This is a genomic window from Embleya sp. NPDC025285, assembly GCF_055558835.1.
In genome coordinates this window covers 1-17,617 of the sequence record NZ_JBVHLU010000112.1, presented here as the reverse complement: position 1 = coordinate 17,617, position 17,617 = coordinate 1, and the positions used below count along the sequence as shown (strand labels likewise).

The window sequence follows — 17,617 nt, the reverse complement described above, 5'->3', positions numbered from 1 at the left end:
ACCCGCCCCGGAGCGGCGCTACGCGAAGCGCTCCCGCAGGGCGGCCAGGCCGACGCCGTAGGTGCCCTCGGCGAAGACCGCGTCGACGGTCTCCACCACGTCCGCCTCGCCCTCGTAGGCGGCCGACCAGACCACCTCGCTGCCGTCCGGGTGCGGGTGCACCGCGAGCGTGCCCACGTAGTTCGACACCGCGAGCGGGACCTGGATCAGTCGGTAGGTCATCCGGTGCGCGTCCGCGTCGTGGCTGATCAGTTCCTCGCGCGAGAGCACTTCGCCGTCGATCGCGAACGCCCGCACCGCGCCCGGGGTGTTGGCGTCGCCGCCGCCCTCGATCGTGCTCGGCGGTACCACCGGGTGCCAGTCGCCGAGGGCGCCGAAGTCGCCGATGACCGCCCAGACCTTGTCCGGTGTGGCGGCGATCACAGCGGAACGCGAGAACTCGTGCATGAAGGCACTCCTGTCGGTTCGAAATTACGCGCGTGGAGATGGGACGATGCGATTCGATTCGGTTTTCCCGCCGATTCGACCCGGGTCCGCGCGGGTCCGCAATACCACCGGGTGGTTGGTGTCGGCCGAATAAATCACCCGCCCGATGTGGCCTGTCTCCTGGACGCGGAAACCACTTGGCGCCTAGAACCGTTGCAGGGCCGAACGGGTCACGGGAGCGACGAGGCGAGAAAGGGACGGCGAGGACGTGTTGTACGGACTTGTGCTGACGGCTTTCGCGGCGGCCATTCTGGTGACCGCGCCTCGCGTCCTGCGCCGGGCCGAACGCAGCGGCTTCGGTCCGCGCCACGTACAACGCGCGTGGCGGGCCGCGGCCGGTGGTGTCCTGGCGTCGTTCGCGCTGGCCGTGCCGGTCTACACGCCCGACCTGTGGCTGGCCCCGATGCGCGCGGCCGGCTTCGCCCCCCGGATCGGCATGCCGCACGTGCCGCTGGTCGTGCAGATCGTCGTCGCCTTGCTGGCGCTGCTGATCGTCGGGTTCGGCTGGCGCCGGGGCGCGGGCGCGACCCGCGACTACCGGCGCGCGTTGCGCGTACAACTGGACCGGCTGGAGAACTGCGCCCCACTGCTGGACGAGGAGGCAGGCGGCCGGCCGCGCCTGGTGATCGTCGAGGACGACGCGCCGCGCCTGGTGCTGCTGCCGTCCCGGCCGCCGCGCGTCGAGGCCACCACCCGCGCCCTGGACCTGCTCCGCCCGGAGGAACTGAACGCGGTGCTGACCCACATGGCCGGGCACCTGCGCCGGCGGGACGCGCAGTGGATGGTCTGCGCGGACACGCTCGCCGACGCCTACCCGATGGTGCGCTTCTTCGGCGAGTGGGCCGACCACGCGGCGGAACTGTCGGAGAAGGCGGCGGACGCGGACGTACGCGGCTCGATCGCGCGGGTCAACCTGCGCCGGGCGATCGTCAAGCTGTCCGGGCCGGGGCAGGCGGGCGGGCCGTTCTGCCCGTGCTTCGCGTGGCCGCAGCAGCGCCAGGAGGAACTGGCCGTGCACCAGGCCCAGGCGACCGCGCACCCCGAGGTGGCCGTCGCGGGCGTCCGCGTGGGCGCACCGGTCGCCTCCGCGGGACTGCGGCTGCTGACCGCGGCGGCGCTGCTGGTGCCCTCGGTGATCGTGGTGTCACCGCACTTCCTGTATCTGTGAGCCTCGCGCTCGCGCGTGCCGCGTCGGACTTTTCCGACCGGTGAGTCCTGTGCCGTGCGCGATCGGCACGGGGGTGGGCGCGCCCACCCCGTCGGGCCCGGTGTTGATCACCCTGTCGGGTCGCGACCGTTCCTGATAGGTATGCGGGACGGGCGCGGCGATGCCGGCCGGGCACGGGCCGGGCGGGGCGAGGAGGGCACGACGGTGACACACACGAGCCTCTGGGCGGCCATCGAGGCGCGGGCGGCCCGAACGCCCGACGGCGAACTGCTGGTCGACGAGCACGGTCGGCGGTTGACCCACCGGGAATTCCGCGACGCGGCCGAGGCCTTCGCGGCGTTCCTGCACACCCAGGGACTGGGCCCGGGCGACACGGTCACCTGGCAGTTGCCCACCCGGCTCGAATCCGTGGTCCTGGTCGGCGCGCTGTCCCGGCTCGGCGTCGTGCAGAACCCGATGATGCCGATCCACCGCGAACGCGAACTCGCCTTCGTCACCCGACAGACCGGCGCCTCGATGCTGATCGTGCCGCCGGCGTGGCGCGGGTACGACTATCCGGAACTGGCCCGTCGGGTGCGCGACCGGGTGCCCGGTCTGGAACTGCTGATCCTGGACGGCCCGTTGCCCACCGGCGATCCGGCCCACCTGCCGCCCGCGCCGCCGGTGCCCGGCACGCCCGAGGACGCCCCGGTGCGCTGGTACTTCTACACCTCCGGGACCACCGCCGACCCCAAGGGCGCCCGGCACACCGACGCGAGCATCATGGCCGCGGGTGTCGGCATGGCGGACCGGATCGGCGCGCGAGAGGGGGACAGGGTCGCGCTGGTCTTCCCGTTCGCGCACATCGGCGGCTGTACGACCTGGCTGACCGCGGCCCTCACGCACGGCGTCACGATGATCCTGACCGAAGCCTTCCACCCGGAGGAGACGCCCGACCTGCTGCGCCGCGAGCGGGTCACGCTGGCCGGCGCGGGCACCGTCTTCCATCAGGCGTGGCTGGCCGCGCAGCGCCGCCGGCCCGCCGGCGACCCGCTCTTCCCGCGGCTGCGCAGTTGTCCCGGCGGCGGTGCGCCCAAGCCACCCGGGCTGCACGAGGCGATCAAGCGCGAACTGGGCGGCGCGGGCGTGCTGGCCGGTTGGGGGATGACCGAGGCGCCGATCCTGACCATGGCGGGCCCGGACGACCCGGACGACGCGTTGGCCCGGGCCGAGGGCCGGCCCACCCGCGGAGTCGAGGTCACCGTGGTCGGGCCGGACGGGCTGCCGGTGCCGGTCGGCGCGGAGGGCGAACTGCGGGTGCGCGGGCCGCAGGTGATGCGCGGGTACGTGGACGCGCGCCTGGACGCCGAGGCGTTCGACGAGGCCGGGCGGGTGCGTACCGGTGACCTGGGCCGAGTGGACGAGCACGGCAACGTGTACGTCACCGGGCGTCTCAAGGACGTCATCCTGCGCAAGGGCGAGACGATCAGCGCCAAGGAGGTCGAGGACCTGCTGGACGCGCATCCGGCCGTCGCCGAGGTCACCGTGATCGGTCTGCCGGATTCCGAACGCGGCGAAATGGTGTGCGCGGTGATCGTGCCGAGCGATCCGTCGATTCCACCTGATCTGCGTACTCTGCGGGATTTCCTGGGCACTCGGGAAGTGATGCGGCAGAAGTTCCTGGAGCGTATCGAGATCGTCTCGGCACTGCTGCGGAATCCGTCCGGAAAGGTGCTCAAGAAGCAGCTTCGGGAGCGCTACGCGTAATCTGCCGACCATGATCGACGGCGAAGTGTGGTTGCGTTCCGAAGGCGCCGAGGCGCTGATTCTGCCGGACGCCGGGTGCCGGCTCGGCTCGTTGCGGGTGCGCGGGCTCGAACTGCTGCGGACCGAGGGCGAGCGGCCCGCGGAGTGGGGCAGCTATCCGATGGTGCCGTGGGTCGGCCGGATGGGCGGGGCCCGGTTCGAATTCGACGGCGCGATACACGAGTTCCCGGCGGACGCGGCGCCGCACGCGCTGCACGGGCTCGGCTATCGCGGCGCGTGGAAGCAGATCGCGGGGGATGCCGCGTCGGCGGTCTTCGAGTTCGCGCTGACCGACCCGTGGCCGTTCGCGGGCCGGGTCGAGCAGACCTTCACGCTGACGCCCGACGGGCTGGTCACGGTGCTGCGGATCGAGTCCGAGACCGCGACGTTTCCGGCGCAGGCCGGGTGGCACCCGTGGTTTCGGCGGCGACTGGGCGTCGGCGGGCCGCTGGAGTTGTCCTTCACCCCCGAGTGGCAGGAGGAGCGCGGCGCCGACTACTTGCCCACCGGGCGCCGGATACCCCCGCTGCCGGGGCCTCGGGACGACTGCTACGGGACGCCCGGTGGGGTGGACGCGACGCTGGAGTGGCCCGGCGCGCTGCGGCTGCGGATGACCTCGGACTGCGACTACACGGTGGTGTACGACCTGCCGCAGGCCCACGTGTGCGTCGAGCCCCAGACGGGGCCGCCGAACGGCCTGGCGGGCCCTGCGGCCCGCCTGGTGCGGCCGGGGGACCCGCTGGTGGCGACGACGAGGTGGGCCTGGTCGGGGGCGGAGTAGGGCCGGGAGCGGGGACCTGCGGGCTCGGGGGAAACGGGGCTCTCGGTCGGGCGAGGTCGGGCTGATTCCGGGGATTGCGTTCGCGCGCGTCAGGAGGGCGTCAACAACGGCCCGCGGATGATCAAGGGCGCGGTAGGGGCGGGGTTGCCCGGTATGCGCGGTCGTAGCGTCGGAGTCGGGACCCGCGGTCGGCTGCGGGGCCGGACTTCGGAGGCTGTCGTGTCGGATGTGTTGATCACCGATGAGGAACCCGCTTCCGCGACCACCGCTCGGCGTGTGTTGATCGTGCCGGTGCGGTCGGTGGACGGGGCCAGGGTGGTCCGGCTGTGCCGGGATCCGCTGGGCGCCCGGGTGGTGGTCGCGTTCACGTCGGTGGCGCGGTTGCGGGCGGTGCTGGGCGCCGATCAGGAGTGGATCCGACTCGGGGCGGGCGCGGTGCGCTCGCTCGCCGACGAGGTCGGGGGCGAGCGCATGCTGGTCGATCCGGGACTCTCGGCGCCGCCGGTGCGGCACCAGGAGCCGGTGGGCGGGGCGGTTGCTCGGGACTCGGCGGCGGACGGCGCTGTCGGTGCGACCGGTGCGACCGGTATGAGCGGTGTGGTCGGTACGCCCGGGGTGGTCGGTGCGGCCGTCGTGCCCGTCGCGATCGACCGGGCCTCGGCCGCCGGGGCGGCACGCCCGCCGGCCGCCGGGCTCGCTCCCGCGCGGGCGGTCTCGCCCACTCGGCCGTCCCTCGGCCGGAGCGCCGGCGGACTCGCGCCGGGCGTCGGGTCCTCCCGGGTATCGGTCGGCCCCTCCCGGGTATCAGGGGCGTCCCGATCCGTCCGGGATCCGCAACCGCTCGGTGGGCTGCGCACCGCCGTCGTCGCGGTGCTCCTCGTGGTGCTGTCCCTGCTCGGCTGATCTGCCGTCACCAATGCTCGTGTACAAGGGAGTTGCCATGTCCGTCACGCTTGCGGAGCCGGTATCGGACGCGGCCGTGTGGCCGCGTTCGACGCGGGAGCACGCCGGGGACCTCACGATCGGTGGCCTGACCTCGGCCGAACTCGCGGAGCGGTTCGGGACACCGCTGTACGTACTGGACGAACAACACGTGCGGGACACCTGCCGGGCCTACCGCCGCGCGCTGCCCGGGGTCGAGATCGCCTACGCCGCAAAGGCGTTCCTGTGCCGCGGCCTGGTCGGCTGGCTGCGCGAGGAGGGCTTCGGGCTCGATGTGTGCTCGGCGGGCGAGTTGGCCCTCGCCACCCTGGCCGGGATGCCCGGCGAGCGGATCATCCTGCACGGCAACGCCAAGTCGGCGGACGAACTGCGTGCGGCGCTGCGCCTGGGCGTGGGCCGGATCGTGCTGGACAACCCGGCCGAGATCGCCGGGTTGGCCGCGCTGGTGGCACCTCGACAGCGGCAACGGGTGATGGTGCGCGTGGTGCCGGGGATCGAGGCCGGCGCGCACCACGCGATCCGGACCGGCGGCGAGGACCAGAAGTTCGGCCTGTCCATCGCGCGGGGCGACGCGGAGGACGCGGTGCTGCGCGCGATGGCCCAGCCGCACCTGGAACCGACCGGACTGCACTGCCATTTGGGCTCGCAGATCGGTTCGGTGCGGCCCTGGCTGGCCGCCGTCGCCACACTCGTCGAGTTCCTGGCCGGGCTGCGCGACCGGCACGGGATAGTGCTGCCCGAACTGAACCTGGGCGGCGGCCACGGCATCGCCTACCGCGGCGGTGAACATCCGTTGGACATCGAGGCGTTCGCGGACGACGTGCGCCGGCAACTGAACCGCCGATGCGCGCTGTACGACCTGCCGGTACCGCGACTGATCGTCGAGCCCGGCCGGGCGATCACCGGTCCGGCGGGCGTGGCCCTGTATCGGGTGCTTGTGGTCAAGCGCACCGCGCACCGGGTGTTCGTCGCGGTGGACGGCGGCATGGCGGACAACCCGAGACCGGCCCTGTACGGCGCGCGCACCACCGTGCGCCTGGTCGGCCGTCCCGGCGCGGCGGGCACCCGGCGGGTCACCGTCGTGGGCCGCTACTGCGAGTCGGGCGACGTGTTGGCGGCCGACGTCGAACTGCCCGAGGACGTACACCCCGGCGACCTGCTCGCGATGCCGGCCGCCGGCGCGTACCAGCAGTCGATGGCCTCGACCTACAACCTGGTCGGCCGCCCGCCGGTGGTCGCGGTCCGCGACGGCCGAAGCCGCGTGCTGCTCCGCCGCGAGGGGATCGAGGACCTCCTGGCCAGAGACACGGGCAGCGAGTCCTGACCCGCGCCCCCTGATCGGCGACCCCCGCGCGCGGCGGGGGCGCCCCGCGTACGAACGCACTCCCGCGAGGCGTTCACCGCCCCGCCGCACCCGCTACACCCGTCCGTCACACCCGCCACGCCCGCCGCCGTGCCGGTCATGCGCGGAGCCTGGTCATCGGCAGTGCCGACTCGTGGACACCGTCGGGACCGGGCTCGACCCGATACGCGTGCGCGTCCGGCCGCTCGGCGACGAAGGTGTGCACCCGGCCGTCCACGAGGTGGATCGCGGCGCCGTCGTCCAGTGCGTGGCCCGCCGCGAGCAGACCCGCCGCGATGGCCGCGTGGTACGCCGGGCGGCGCTCGGCCTCGCCGTCGTAGTGCGGACAGACGCTGCCCCGTGCCCAGCCCAGGCCGTCCGCGAGCGGGCGCAGCGTCGGTCCGTACGAGTCGGTGATGCCACCCTCGAACCAGCACAGCGCGCCCGCGCTGAGACCGCACACCACCAGGTCGCCCGCGGCGGCCCGGGCCGCGAGCGCGGTGTCGAGGCCGTGCAGACGCCACAGGGCGAGCAGGTTCGCGGTGGAGCCGCCGCCGACGTAGATCACGTCCTGGTCGGCGAGTTCGTCCGCGAGGTCGGCGCCGGTGCGCCGGAACAGGCTCAGGTGCCCGGCTCTACAGTCGAGCCGCTCGAACGCGTGCCGAAAGCGGTCGACGTAGCCGTCCGCGTCGCCGGAGGCGGTCGGTACGAAGCACACGTTCGGACGGGCCCGACCCGCCAGTTCGAGCACGTATCGGTCGAGCGCGGAGGCCCCGTCGTTCATCGAGAAACCGCCGCCGCCCATGGCCACCAGATGAGTCGTCATCGAGACATCCTGCCGTGCCGGACGGCGGCCGGGTCGGCGCCGGTCTGCGCCGACCCGCGGTGCCGCGCGTGCGCGGGCCGAACGCTCAGCCGGCGCGCAACCGGGCCGCGTCGCCGGCGGGCAGCCGGCGGATCGCCTCGCGCAGCGTCACCCCGGACATCCGGGCCCGATGTGCGGTGGTCCAGGCGATCACGTACGCCGGATCCCGCTTGGCGATCTCCCGGAGCAGCCAGCCGATCGCCTTGCGGATGAAGAACTCCCGCTCGTCCAGCATCGCGTCCGCGTAGCGATCGAACCGGACCAGGTCGGGAGCGCCCGCGCGGATGCCCGGGAGCAGGCTCAGCAGCGCCGCCCGGCGGACCCAGAAGTCCCCGTCGGCGGCCCACGCGTCGGCGGTGGCGAAGTCCGCGGGATCTCGCCCCATCAGTACGCCGGCCACCTTCTCCGCGAGGGTGTCCACGTACACCCAGCCCGCCGATTCGCGGATCAGTCGCTCGACGAGCGGCAGATCGGCGCGGGTGAGCACGCGCAGGTGCAGCCGCAGCAGCTCGATCGCGGCGAACCGGCTCTCGTGTACCGGCCGAAGCCACAACGCGGCGACCCAGGCGAGGAGTTCGGTCCGGGTCGGTTCCGGGCGGGCGCGGGCCGTCGCGGTGACCGTCTTGCGCAGCACCGGCACGGTGACGCCGAGGAAGTCGAGATCGCTCTTCAGATACGCCTTCTCCGCCCCGGCCCGCTCCGGTGTGCCCAGCGCGGCGAGCGTGGCGACGAGTGCGGCGGCGGCTTCCTCGGCATCGAACACGCACCCACCGTACGGCTCGACGGTCGATCGGGCGATGATCGTTCGGTGCATTCGCGGACGTGTCGCTTGACATGAAGTCGACTTGAGGTTCGAGACTGTTCGCACCCGATTCGGCGCGGCAACCACGCCGGATCGGCCGGCCCGTCGGGTCGTCGTCCCGTCGTCGTTGTCCGTCGTCCCAGCAAACCCCGGAGTGTCCGATGCGCGCGATTCGCCTGAACGAGTTCGGTCCGGCCGAGAACCTGCGGTACGAGGAGGTCGCGACTCCGCAACCGGGGCCGGGGGAGGTGCGGATCGCGGTGGCCGCCGCGGGAGTCCACCTGGTCGACGTGATGCTGCGCTCGGGACGTACCCAAGGCCCTTTCCCGCAGCCGGAGTTGCCCGTCATCCTCGGCCGCGAGGTGGCCGGCACGGTGGACGTGGTGGGTGCCGGGGTGGATCCGGCCCTGGTCGGCCGGCGGGTGGTGGCCCATCTGGGCAACCGGAACGGCGGCTACGCGGAGTTCGCGATCATCGACGACCAGGCGCTGCTGCCGCTGCCGGACGGGGTACCGGCCGAGATCGCGGTGGCGATGGTGGGAACCGGGCGCACCGCGCTGGGCATCCTGGACGTTGCCGCGATCACCGCCGAGGACGTGGTGCTGGTCACCGCCGCGGCGGGCGGTCTGGGCACGCTGCTGGTCCAGGCCGCGCACGGGCTCGGCGCGCTCGTGGTGGGGGCGGCCGGCGGGGCCGCCAAGGTCGAGGCCGCGCGTGCGTCCGGCGCCGACATCGCGGTGGACTACACCGCCGCCGACTGGGCCGCGAGCGTACGCGAGGAACTCGCCGGACGGCCGGTGACGGTGGTCCTGGAGAGCGTCGGCGGCGAGATCGGCGGGGACGCGCTCGACCTGCTCGCGAAGGGCGGCCGACTCGTGACGTTCGGCTGGTCCTCGGGCGATGCCATCGCCGATCTGGACACGCGCGCCGCGGCCGCCGGGGTGGCCGTGGAGAACCCGTTGGGTCCGCGAATGGCCAACCGTCCGGGTGGCTTCAAGGCCCTGGCCGAGTCCGCGCTCGCGGCCGCCGCCGCCGGTGAACTGCGGCCCGCGGTCACCACGTTCGCGCTGGCGGAGGCGGCCGCCGCGCACACCGCGCTGGCCGGTCGGCAGACGGTCGGCAAGGTCGTCCTGCTGTCCTGACCCGACGCGCGCCGGGCGGGGGTCGAGCGGCGCTCGGCTCGACCCCGGCCGGCGCCCGGTCGACGACCGCCGGCCCGCTCGACGCCGGTCGACCTCCGGCGGGCGAAGGCCCGCCCGGACTCCTTTCGATGAGCGACGGCCCGCTCAACTCCCACCCGGCACCGGGACATCGGTACCGGTCGCCCGGCGGCACCGCTCCTCGTAGCCGGCGAGTGCGTCGACCGGGTCGGTGTGCGCGGCCAGTTCGCGGGCCAGCACGCGCGCGTCCACGATCGCCCGGGAGGCCCCGTCGCCGCCGATGCCGTCGATCGGGAAGCCGGCGTGCGCGGCGTCGCCGAGCAGCGTGACCCGCCCGTCGGACCAACTCGGCAGCGGCACCCGGTCGATCATCGGGTACTCGTACGCGACGTCCGCGTCCGCGATCACCGCGGGCACGTCCAGCCAGGGGAAGTCCCAGTCCGTGAAGTGGGCCGGGATGGTGTCGAGTTCGGCCGCCCGACTCCAGTCGCCGGGCCCCGCCTGCGGGCCCGCCGAGGGGTGGCCGGCGATCCAGTTCAGCAGCGCGGGGCGATCACCCTCGGCCGCCCGCAGCGGATACGCGACGAACGTGCGCCCGCCGTCCTCCACGGTGACCATCGTGTGACCGGTGTGCAGGGTCGCCGCGGGCGTCACACCGCGCCACAGCACCCGGCCGCCGGGTGCCGGCGGCGCCTCGCTCGGGTACATCAGCGAACGGCCCGCCGAGTCGATCCCGTCCGCGGCGATCAGCACGTCGGCCACATCGGTGACGGTCTCGCCCGCACCGTCGGTGAACTCGACGGTGACCCCGTCCGCGGTCTGCGCGTAGCCGCTCAGCCGCAGGCCGGTGCGCAGCGACTCGGCGCCCAGCCAGGCGAGTTGGGCGCGCAGCAGGAGCATCTGCAACTCGCCGCGGTGGACCGACAGCCGCGGCCACGCGCGCCCGGCGGCCGACCCGAGCGGCTCGGAGCGGACCCGCTCGCCGAGCCGGTCGTGGTGGACCGACTCGTCGATCGGCACCGAGATCTCGGCGACGTCGTCGTACAGGCCGAGTTCGGCCAGTTCTCGCACCGCGTCGGGGAGTAGTTGGATCCCGACGCCGAGCGGGCGGATCTCCTCGACCGCCTCGTACACACTCACGTCGGCGATCCCCGCCGCGTGCAGACTCAGGGCGGTGGCCAGCCCACCGATGCCGGCTCCGGCGACGACAACGCGCACGAGTACCCCTGTACAGGTGGTTGGGATGTTGTCGCACGCAGGGTACGCTCCGGCCGTGCTCACCCGCTCGGGGGGTGGCGCACAATTGCCCCGGCCGGCCCGGACGGCGGAGCAAAACGGGACGGAGTGGGCCCGCAGGGGCGAGAATCGGCTCATGGGTACCCCTTCGAGCAATCCCGCGCAGGCCACCGGGCCGGCCGACCCGCCCCGGCTTCCCGAACTCCCGTACGACGCGTGGGTGCACACCCTCGACACGCTGCATCTGTTCGCGCAGATCGTCGGCAAGGTCAAGCTCGCCGCGAGCCACCCGCAGAACCACTGGTGGAACATCACCTTCACGGTGGACGCGCGCGGCTTCACCACCCGCCGGCTGACCGTGGCCGGCGTCGCCTTCGACATCGCGTTCGACTTCATCGACCACCGCGTGGTCTTTCGGACCGATCGCGGCGACGTGCGCGAGATCGCGCTCGTGGACGGGTTGAGCGTGACCGAGTTCGACGTCGCGGTGCATGGGGTGCTGGCCGAGTTGGGCATCGACGTGCCGCTGCTGGAGCGACCGTTCGGCGTCCCGCACCTGACCGTGCCGTTCCGCGAGGACACCGAGCACGCGACCTACCAGGCGGAGTACGCGTGGCGGTTTTGGCGGATCCTGACCTGGTCGGCGGACGTGTTCGAGGAGTTCATGGGCTGGTTCGACGGCAAGACCTCGCCCGTACAGCTCTTCTGGCACTCGTTCGACCTCGCGCTGACCCGGTTCTCCGGCAAGCGGGTCGAGCCGCCGATGCGCGGCGTGGACCCGGTCACCGCGGAGGCGTACTCGCACGAGGTGATCTCGTTCGGTTTCTGGGCCGGCGACCCGAACGTGCCGCACCCGGCCTACTACTCGTACGCCGCGCCCAAGCCGGACGGCGTCGAGAAGCAACCGCTCTCGCCGCGCGAGGCGCTCTGGCTGCCGGACGGCTCACGATCGACCCTCGACTACGACGTGGTCCGGGTGGCCGAGGACCCGCGGCGCACGCTGTTGGGCTACCTCCAGTCCAACTTCGCCGCGAGCGCGAGCCTGGCGGGATGGCCGACCGACGAGATGCGATCCAACTGGTGCCCGACGAGCGAACAACTCCGGGCGCTGGCCCGCGCCGGGCTCTAGGGTGGGGCTTCGCCCGCCCGGGTCGGGTCAGAACCGCGTGTTCGCGCGCCTGCGCAGGTCGCGGCGGCGGGCCTCGCGGACCAGGGCGAAGGCCAGGACGACGGCCACCACGACGACCGAGGAGAGCAACTGCGGGCGGGCGGTGTGGTCGAAGAGCATCAGGATCGACACCGCCGCGAGGGCCAGCATCACGAACCAGGTCAGGTACGGGAAACCCCACATCCGGACCAGCAGCCGATCCGGGTCCTCGCGCTCGATCCGGCGGCGCAGCACCAGTTGCGACGCGGCGATGGCGAACCAGACGAAGAGCAACATCGCGCCGACCGAGTTCAGCAGGTGCTTGAACACCTGCTCGGGCCACCACACGTTGAGCAGCGCCGCCACGAACCCGAACGCCGAGGAGGCCAGCACGGCCGTCCTGGGCACCCCGTTGCCCGCCACCCGGGACAACCGCCGGGGCCCCTCGCCGCGCCGGGACAGCGAGAACGCCATCCGGGAGGCGCCGTACAACATCGAGTTGAGCGCGGACAGCAGCGCGGTGAAGACCACCACGTCCATCACATGCGCGGCACCGGGGACACCGATGTCCTCCAGGACGGAGACGTACGGGCTGCCGAGCCGGTCGGAATCCCACGGCAGCAGCGTCGCGATGATCGCCACCGAGCCGATGTAGAAGAGCAGGATCCGCCACACCGCGGTGCGCACCGCGCGGGCCACGTTGCGTGCCGGGTCGTCCGACTCGGCGGCGGCGATCGTGACGATCTCCAGGCCGCCGAACGAGAACGCGACCGCGAGCAGGCCGGTGATCACCCCGTCCCAGCCGTTGGGCAGGAAGCCGCCGTTGCCGGTGAGGTTGGCCAGGCCCGGCGCGTCGGTGTCCGGCAGCCACCCCAGGATCGCCAGCACGCCGAGCACCAGGAAGCCGACGATGGCCAGGATCTTGACCGTCGCGAACCAGAACTCGGACTCGCCGAACGAGCGCACCGTGAGCAGGTTCGCGCCGGTGAACACGAGCATGATCACCAGCGAGAACACCCAGATCGGAACGCCCGGCAGCCAGCCGTGCGCGATGGCGGCGGCGCCGGAGGCCTCGACGGCCAGCACGATGGTGACCATCCACCAGTACAGCCACCCGACGGTGAAGCCGGCCCACCGCCCGAACGCGGCTCCCGCGTACTCGGAGAACGACCCGCTGCGCGGCACCGCCGCCGCCATCTCGCCGAGCATCCGCATCACCAGCAACACCAGCACCGAGGCGAGCGCGTAGGAGATCAGGATGCCCGGGCCGGCGGTGTGGATGCCCGCACCGGTGCTGACGAACAGCCCCGCCCCGATCGCGCCGCCGAGCGCGAGCATGGTCATGTGCCGGGGCTTGAGGGTGTGACCGAGGTGGTGGGTGCCCTCGCCGCCGGGGTCGGTGCCGGAGCCGGTCTCGGACCCGCCGGGGGCGGTGTCGGCGGCGCTGCCTGGGGTGTGTGGGCTGCTCATGGGTGGCGCTGATCCTGGGGACTGGAGGTCGTGCGGAGCAGACAGTATTCCGCAGTTCCGGAGGCGTCCGGCAAACCGGGACAACCCAGGGATGTTCGAGCCCGGGTGGACGGCGGGTGACCCGGCTTCACCCGGGCTCTCCCGGCCCGGGCCCGAGCCGGGCACCGCGTCGCGTGCTCAGCCCTCGCGCGCGTCGATCGCCGCGAAGTCGGGTTCGCGCCGCTCGGCGAAGGCGGTCAGCGCCTCGATGTTGGCGGGCTTGCCGAGCAGCCGCCCGAACGCCGCGTCCTCGCGTCGGCGGGCATCGACGATCCGGTCGCCGAGCCCCGCGAGCACCACCCGCTTGCACTCGATCAGCGAGGAAATCGACTTGGCGGCCAGGATCCGCGCGTGCCGCATTGTCACGTCGAGCAGCTCGTCGGCCGGGCAGACCTTGAACACCAGGCCCATCTCCAGACACTCCGCGGCGCTCAGCCACTCGCTGCTCAGCAGTGCCCACATCGCGTTCTGCCGACCGAGCAGCTCCGGGAAGGTCACACTGCTCGCCGCCTCGGGAGCCACCGCGAGCGAGGTGAACGGGCACTTCAACCGCGCGGTGTCGGCCATGAACGCGAGGTCGGCGAAGCCCAGGACGGTCGCCCCGATGCCCAGCCCGAGGCCGTTGACGGCGATCAGCAACGGCTTGGGGAACGCCTGGAGCCGATCGACCATGCCGCCGAATCCGTGCTTGCCCCTGACCTTGGTGCCGCTGTTGTGCTGCGCCATCTCGATCAGGTCGGTGCCCGCCGAGAAGGCCCGCCCGGCACCGGTCAGCACCACCACGGCGACGGTGGGATCGGCCGCCGCGTCGATCAGCGCCTCGGCGGTCGCGTCGTACAGCGCCTCGTTGAACGCGTTGAGCGCTTCGGGGCGGTCGAGGGTGATGGTCCTGACGCGGTCGGCGTCCTCGATCCGGATCACGGCTGCTCCTGATGGGGTGTGCGGAGGCGGGGCGGGAATGCGGTGGGTCGATGGACAGGAAACCTTACTTAGTTGACCGAGTCAAGGGTCGGGGCGATCGGGTGGTCGAGGGATGCCGATGGCCCGGTTGTCCCATGCTTCACGTGCGTAACGGCCCGGTGACGTGGGAAAGTCCTCGACGGTACGTCAGGAATACGGAATGCCGCGCATATCGGGTCTTGATCCATAGGCCGTTAAGGAGCCGTCGTGGAGTTCGACGTCGTCGTGGAGATTCCCGCGGGCAGTCGGAACAAGTACGAGATGGACCGCCGCACGGGACGCATCAGGCTCGACCGCATGTTGTTCACGTCCACCGCCTATCCCGCCGACTACGGATTCGTGCATCGCACGCTGGGCGGCGACGGCGGCCCGCTCGATGTGCTCGTGTTGCTGGACGAGCCGACCTTTCCCGGTTGCCTGATCCGCTGTCGCGCGATCGGCATGTTCGTGATGACCGACGAGAAGGGCCCGGACGAGAAGGTGCTGTGCGTGCCCGCTCGGGACCCGCGCAGACACCCGATACAGGACATCGGCGACGTTCCACCGTTCCAGCTCAACGAGATCGCCCACTTCTTCGAGGTCTACAAGGACCTGGAACGCGGCAAATCGGTGGAGGGCTCGCACTGGGAGGGGCGGGACGCGGCCGAGAAGGAGATCGTGGCGGCCTACCAGCGCCGCGAACTGGACAGCGGGGATTGGCCGTTCGAGGGTCGGTGAGCATCCGGGCGGATGGTTTCGGGTGGGTTCACCCGGGAGGGTCGTCGGGTGGGTTCACTCGGGAGGGTCGCCCGCCGCGCGGGTGACCCTCCCGCCCAACGCGCGCAGGTGCTCGCGCAACTCGGGCGGGTCGTGCACCTCGAACTCACAGCCGAGCATGGAGAGTCGGAACGCGAGCCAGTCGAGCGTGTCGACGTAGCCGGTCAATCGGCACCTGTCGGCGTCGAGCGGACGCAGGCGTGGGGTGCCGTCCTCGGTGGTGCCGGTCAGGGTGTCGCCGAGTCGCACGGTGACCTGATCGACCGGCGCGTACAGCGTGACGTCGGCTCGGTGGACCGGCTCCGAGGTGTGCAGGGTGCGTGCCACGTAGGCGGCGGCGTCCGGATCGGGCAGGGCGCGCTCCGGACACCGGGCACCGGTGGGACGCGGCTCACGCACCCGGTCCACCCGGAACGTGCGCCAGTCGGCGCGGTCGGCGTCGTAACCGACGAGGTACCAGCGGCGCCCGGCCGGCACCAGCGCGTTCGGCTCGATCAGCCGCGCGCTCTCCCGGCCGTCGGCCGCGCGGTAGCGAAAGCGCACCTTCTCGTGCCGCGCGATGGTGCCCGCGAGCACGGCGAGCGTCTCGGGGTCCACCGTCGGCCCCGGCATCGCCAGCGGCACGGTGGCGCCGGACACCGCCCGCACCCGCCCGCGCAGCCGGGACGGCAACACCTGTTCGAGCTTGGCCAGCGCCCGAACGCACGCCTCCTCGATCCCGGCCACCGCGCTCCCGGCCGCCGTGCGCAGGCCGACCGCGATCGCCACCGCCTCCTCGTCGTCGAGCAGCAGCGGCGGCATCGCGGTGCCCGCGACCAGCCGATAGCCGCCGTCCGTGCCCCGGGTGGCCTCGACGGGATAGCCCAGCTCGCGCAGGCGCTCGATATCGCGCCGGATGGTGCGCGGACTCACCCCGAGGCGGGTGGACAGTTCGCTCCCGGGCCACTCGCGCGGCGTCTGGAGCAGGGACAGCAGCCCGAGCAGGCGGGCCGGGGTGGCGGCGGTCATGGTTCGAGAATGCCGGCCCTTCAGGACAGGATCCGACCTATATGCCGAATAGCGTCGAAGACAGCAGGACGGCGCGCACCACACGGCGCCGCCCGGCTCCCCGCCCCGGGGTCCCCCGCACCCGCTCGTCTTTCGGAGGCATCGCGATGACCGTCAAGACCGTTCCCGACGGCTACACCACCGTCACCCCGTGGATCCTGTCGCACGACACGGCCGCGTTGATCGACTACCTGAGTGTCGCGTTCGGTGCCGAGGAAGTGCCGGGCTCCCGGTTCGTCGGCGCGGACGGCCGGATCGGCCACGTTGAGATCAAGATCGGCGACGCGATCGTGATGATGTTCGACATCGATCCCGCGACTCCCGCGCCGCCCTCGTTCCTGCGACTCTACGTCGAGGACGCCGACGAGGTGCACCGTCGCGCGGTGGCGGCCGGCGGCACGTCGGTCACGGACGTGACGCACCTGTTCTTCGGCGACCGGGTCGGGCGGGTCCGCGACCCGTTCGGCAACCTGTGGTGGATTCAGGCCCGGATCGAGGACGTCACCCCCGAGGAGATCGAACGGCGGCTCGTGGACCCGGAGTTCGTCGCCGCGATGGCCTACGTCCAGGGCGCGGAATTCTTCCCCGAGGCGAAGCCGAGCGCGTAGTCGCCGAGTGATCCCGTCCGCGGCCGCCGCCCGCCCGCATCGGTCTTTCGTAGGCTGCCCGGTATGACACAGACCGGGTTCGATCTGGTGATCTTCGATTGTGACGGCGTGCTCGTGGACAGCGAACGCATCGCGGTTCGGGTGGACGCCCGGGTGCTGGGCGCGCTGGGCTGCGCGTTCACCGAGGAGGAGATCGTCGAGCACTTCGTGGGGTGCTCGCGCGAGCGGCACACGGAACTGGTCGAGGAGCGCCTCGGCCGGCGCCTCGACCCGAACTGGCACCAGGAGTTCCGGCACCTGTACCGGGCCGCCTTCGACGCCGAACTGACCGCCGTGGACGGCATCTTCACGGCACTGGAGCAGATACCGGAACCACGTTGCGTGGCCTCGAACGGCCCGCGCGGCGGCGTCGAGCGGAACCTGAAGCTGGTCGGGCTGCACGGCCACTTCGAGGGGCGGGTGTTCAGCGCGGACGACGTCGCCGAGGGCAAGCCCGCGCCCGACCTGTTCCTGCACGCGGCCCGGGAGATGGGTGCGGATCCGGCCCGGTGCGTGGTGATCGAGGACAGCGCCTACGGCGTACGGGCGGCCCGCGCGGCCGGGATGCGGGCATTCGGCTATGTCGGCGGGTTGACCCGGGCGGATCGACTGGCGGACTCGGGCGCGGTGCTCTTCGACGACATGCGCGCGCTCCCGGACATGTTGCGGGCGGTCGGGGACTGAGCACGGCGCACGCGGCGCCGAGCCGCCGCGACCCGGCCCGATGTCGGGCAGCCGGTCGCGGCGGCGATCGCCGTGGGCAATACGGCCGGCCCCTGTCCGCCGGAGGGGCCCAGGTCCTGTCCGGCGGATCCTGGTGGGTCCGCCGGACCCTGGCACCGGGCCTCGCCGCGGGGGGGGGGGGGGGGGGGGGGGGAGGGATGGAGGGTGCTGTTCGTTCTCCCCACGCCCCCCCCCCCCCCCCCCCTCCCCCCCCTTCCCCCCCCCCCCCCCCCCCCCCCCCCCCCCCCCCCCCCCCCCCCC

At 72.6% G+C, this 17,617-nt stretch carries 17 protein-coding genes; 10 read left to right on the top strand and 7 right to left on the bottom strand.

What is annotated here, in order from left to right; genetic code table 11:
• Nucleotides 1-18: 18 nt before the first annotated feature.
• Nucleotides 19-447, bottom strand: a complete 429-nt coding sequence (locus tag ACZ4FV_RS43535; protein WP_395869217.1) for an SRPBCC family protein — start codon at nucleotides 445-447, stop codon at nucleotides 19-21.
• A gap of 247 nt (nucleotides 448-694) precedes the next feature.
• Between ACZ4FV_RS43535 and ACZ4FV_RS43530 the strand changes: the two genes are divergently transcribed.
• From ACZ4FV_RS43530 to lysA, 5 genes are all read left to right on the top strand, one after another.
• Nucleotides 695-1,654, top strand: a complete 960-nt coding sequence (locus tag ACZ4FV_RS43530) for a M48 family metalloprotease (RefSeq protein ID WP_395869215.1) — start codon at nucleotides 695-697, stop codon at nucleotides 1,652-1,654.
• Between the two features lie 204 nt (nucleotides 1,655-1,858).
• Nucleotides 1,859-3,400, top strand: coding sequence for a class I adenylate-forming enzyme family protein (locus tag ACZ4FV_RS43525; protein ID WP_465326377.1), 1,542 nt, complete (start codon nucleotides 1,859-1,861; stop codon nucleotides 3,398-3,400).
• A 10-nt stretch (nucleotides 3,401-3,410) separates the two neighbouring features.
• Nucleotides 3,411-4,220 carry an aldose epimerase family protein gene (locus tag ACZ4FV_RS43520; protein ID WP_395869211.1) on the top strand — a complete coding sequence of 270 codons (810 nt, stop codon included), beginning with the start codon at nucleotides 3,411-3,413 and terminating at the stop codon, nucleotides 4,218-4,220.
• Between the two features lie 219 nt (nucleotides 4,221-4,439).
• Nucleotides 4,440-5,123 carry an SAV_915 family protein gene (locus ACZ4FV_RS43515; RefSeq protein WP_402239005.1) on the top strand — a complete coding sequence of 228 codons (684 nt, stop codon included), beginning with the start codon at nucleotides 4,440-4,442 and terminating at the stop codon, nucleotides 5,121-5,123.
• A gap of 37 nt (nucleotides 5,124-5,160) precedes the next feature.
• Nucleotides 5,161-6,486 carry a diaminopimelate decarboxylase gene (lysA, locus tag ACZ4FV_RS43510; protein WP_402239002.1) on the top strand — a complete coding sequence of 442 codons (1,326 nt, stop codon included), beginning with the start codon at nucleotides 5,161-5,163 and terminating at the stop codon, nucleotides 6,484-6,486.
• Nucleotides 6,487-6,622: 136 nt separating this feature from the next.
• On the opposite strand, the gene ACZ4FV_RS43505 is transcribed toward lysA, so the two are convergent.
• Both ACZ4FV_RS43505 and ACZ4FV_RS43500 read right to left on the bottom strand, forming a co-directional pair.
• A complete protein-coding gene (locus ACZ4FV_RS43505) occupies nucleotides 6,623-7,330 on the bottom strand; it encodes a Type 1 glutamine amidotransferase-like domain-containing protein (protein ID WP_395869205.1) in 708 nt (235 codons plus the stop codon).
• An 85-nt stretch (nucleotides 7,331-7,415) separates the two neighbouring features.
• A complete protein-coding gene (locus ACZ4FV_RS43500; protein WP_465326373.1) occupies nucleotides 7,416-8,132 on the bottom strand; it encodes a DNA alkylation repair protein in 717 nt (238 codons plus the stop codon).
• Between the two features lie 200 nt (nucleotides 8,133-8,332).
• Here ACZ4FV_RS43500 and ACZ4FV_RS43495 point away from each other — a divergent pair, with 200 nt between their 5' ends.
• Nucleotides 8,333-9,313 carry a zinc-binding dehydrogenase gene (locus ACZ4FV_RS43495; protein WP_395869201.1) on the top strand — a complete coding sequence of 327 codons (981 nt, stop codon included), beginning with the start codon at nucleotides 8,333-8,335 and terminating at the stop codon, nucleotides 9,311-9,313.
• 144 nt (nucleotides 9,314-9,457) lie between these two features.
• Here ACZ4FV_RS43495 and ACZ4FV_RS43490 read toward each other — a convergent pair whose 3' ends face one another.
• On the bottom strand, nucleotides 9,458-10,549 hold the full coding sequence (locus ACZ4FV_RS43490) for an FAD-dependent monooxygenase (RefSeq protein ID WP_465326371.1): 1,092 nt from the start codon (nucleotides 10,547-10,549) through the stop codon (nucleotides 9,458-9,460).
• 154 nt (nucleotides 10,550-10,703) lie between these two features.
• Between ACZ4FV_RS43490 and ACZ4FV_RS43485 the strand changes: the two genes are divergently transcribed.
• A complete protein-coding gene (locus tag ACZ4FV_RS43485) occupies nucleotides 10,704-11,696 on the top strand; it encodes a DUF5996 family protein (protein WP_395869197.1) in 993 nt (330 codons plus the stop codon).
• Nucleotides 11,697-11,723: 27 nt separating this feature from the next.
• Here the strand turns inward: ACZ4FV_RS43485 and ACZ4FV_RS43480 are convergent, their stop codons facing one another.
• Together ACZ4FV_RS43480 and ACZ4FV_RS43475 are read right to left on the bottom strand one after the other, a co-directional pair.
• Nucleotides 11,724-13,184 (bottom strand): amino acid permease, encoded by a 1,461-nt coding sequence (locus ACZ4FV_RS43480; RefSeq protein WP_395869195.1) that lies wholly within the window; start codon nucleotides 13,182-13,184, stop codon nucleotides 11,724-11,726.
• A 177-nt stretch (nucleotides 13,185-13,361) separates the two neighbouring features.
• Nucleotides 13,362-14,144 (bottom strand): enoyl-CoA hydratase/isomerase family protein, encoded by a 783-nt coding sequence (locus ACZ4FV_RS43475; RefSeq protein ID WP_395869193.1) that lies wholly within the window; start codon nucleotides 14,142-14,144, stop codon nucleotides 13,362-13,364.
• A 246-nt stretch (nucleotides 14,145-14,390) separates the two neighbouring features.
• Between ACZ4FV_RS43475 and ACZ4FV_RS43470 the strand changes: the two genes are divergently transcribed.
• Nucleotides 14,391-14,900 (top strand): inorganic diphosphatase, encoded by a 510-nt coding sequence (locus ACZ4FV_RS43470; RefSeq protein ID WP_395869191.1) that lies wholly within the window; start codon nucleotides 14,391-14,393, stop codon nucleotides 14,898-14,900.
• A gap of 54 nt (nucleotides 14,901-14,954) precedes the next feature.
• Here ACZ4FV_RS43470 and ACZ4FV_RS43465 read toward each other — a convergent pair whose 3' ends face one another.
• The gene (locus ACZ4FV_RS43465; protein ID WP_395869189.1) at nucleotides 14,955-15,947 is read right to left on the bottom strand and encodes a helix-turn-helix transcriptional regulator; all 993 of its coding nucleotides are present in this window, start codon (nucleotides 15,945-15,947) and stop codon (nucleotides 14,955-14,957) included.
• 146 nt (nucleotides 15,948-16,093) lie between these two features.
• On the opposite strand from ACZ4FV_RS43465, the gene ACZ4FV_RS43460 reads away from it, so the two are divergent.
• Nucleotides 16,094-16,594 carry a VOC family protein gene (locus ACZ4FV_RS43460; RefSeq protein ID WP_395869187.1) on the top strand — a complete coding sequence of 167 codons (501 nt, stop codon included), beginning with the start codon at nucleotides 16,094-16,096 and terminating at the stop codon, nucleotides 16,592-16,594.
• A 63-nt stretch (nucleotides 16,595-16,657) separates the two neighbouring features.
• Nucleotides 16,658-17,317, top strand: coding sequence for an HAD family hydrolase (locus tag ACZ4FV_RS43455; RefSeq protein ID WP_395869185.1), 660 nt, complete (start codon nucleotides 16,658-16,660; stop codon nucleotides 17,315-17,317).
• Nucleotides 17,318-17,617 lie beyond the last annotated feature (300 nt).

What these genes read in the sequence shown, in the direction of transcription:
- ACZ4FV_RS43535 (WP_395869217.1), bottom strand. Translation starts at nt 447, where the DNA reads ATGCACGAGTTCTCGCGTTCCGCTGTGATCGCCGCCACACCGGACAAG.
- ACZ4FV_RS43520 (WP_395869211.1), top strand. Translation starts at nt 3,411, where the DNA reads ATGATCGACGGCGAAGTGTGGTTGCGTTCCGAAGGCGCCGAGGCGCTG.
- lysA (WP_402239002.1), top strand. Translation starts at nt 5,161, where the DNA reads ATGTCCGTCACGCTTGCGGAGCCGGTATCGGACGCGGCCGTGTGGCCG.
- ACZ4FV_RS43505 (WP_395869205.1), bottom strand. Translation starts at nt 7,330, where the DNA reads ATGACGACTCATCTGGTGGCCATGGGCGGCGGCGGTTTCTCGATGAAC.
- ACZ4FV_RS43495 (WP_395869201.1), top strand. Translation starts at nt 8,333, where the DNA reads ATGCGCGCGATTCGCCTGAACGAGTTCGGTCCGGCCGAGAACCTGCGG.
- ACZ4FV_RS43485 (WP_395869197.1), top strand. Translation starts at nt 10,704, where the DNA reads ATGGGTACCCCTTCGAGCAATCCCGCGCAGGCCACCGGGCCGGCCGAC.
- ACZ4FV_RS43480 (WP_395869195.1), bottom strand. Translation starts at nt 13,184, where the DNA reads ATGAGCAGCCCACACACCCCAGGCAGCGCCGCCGACACCGCCCCCGGC.
- ACZ4FV_RS43465 (WP_395869189.1), bottom strand. Translation starts at nt 15,947, where the DNA reads ATGACCGCCGCCACCCCGGCCCGCCTGCTCGGGCTGCTGTCCCTGCTC.
- ACZ4FV_RS43460 (WP_395869187.1), top strand. Translation starts at nt 16,094, where the DNA reads ATGACCGTCAAGACCGTTCCCGACGGCTACACCACCGTCACCCCGTGG.
- ACZ4FV_RS43455 (WP_395869185.1), top strand. Translation starts at nt 16,658, where the DNA reads ATGACACAGACCGGGTTCGATCTGGTGATCTTCGATTGTGACGGCGTG.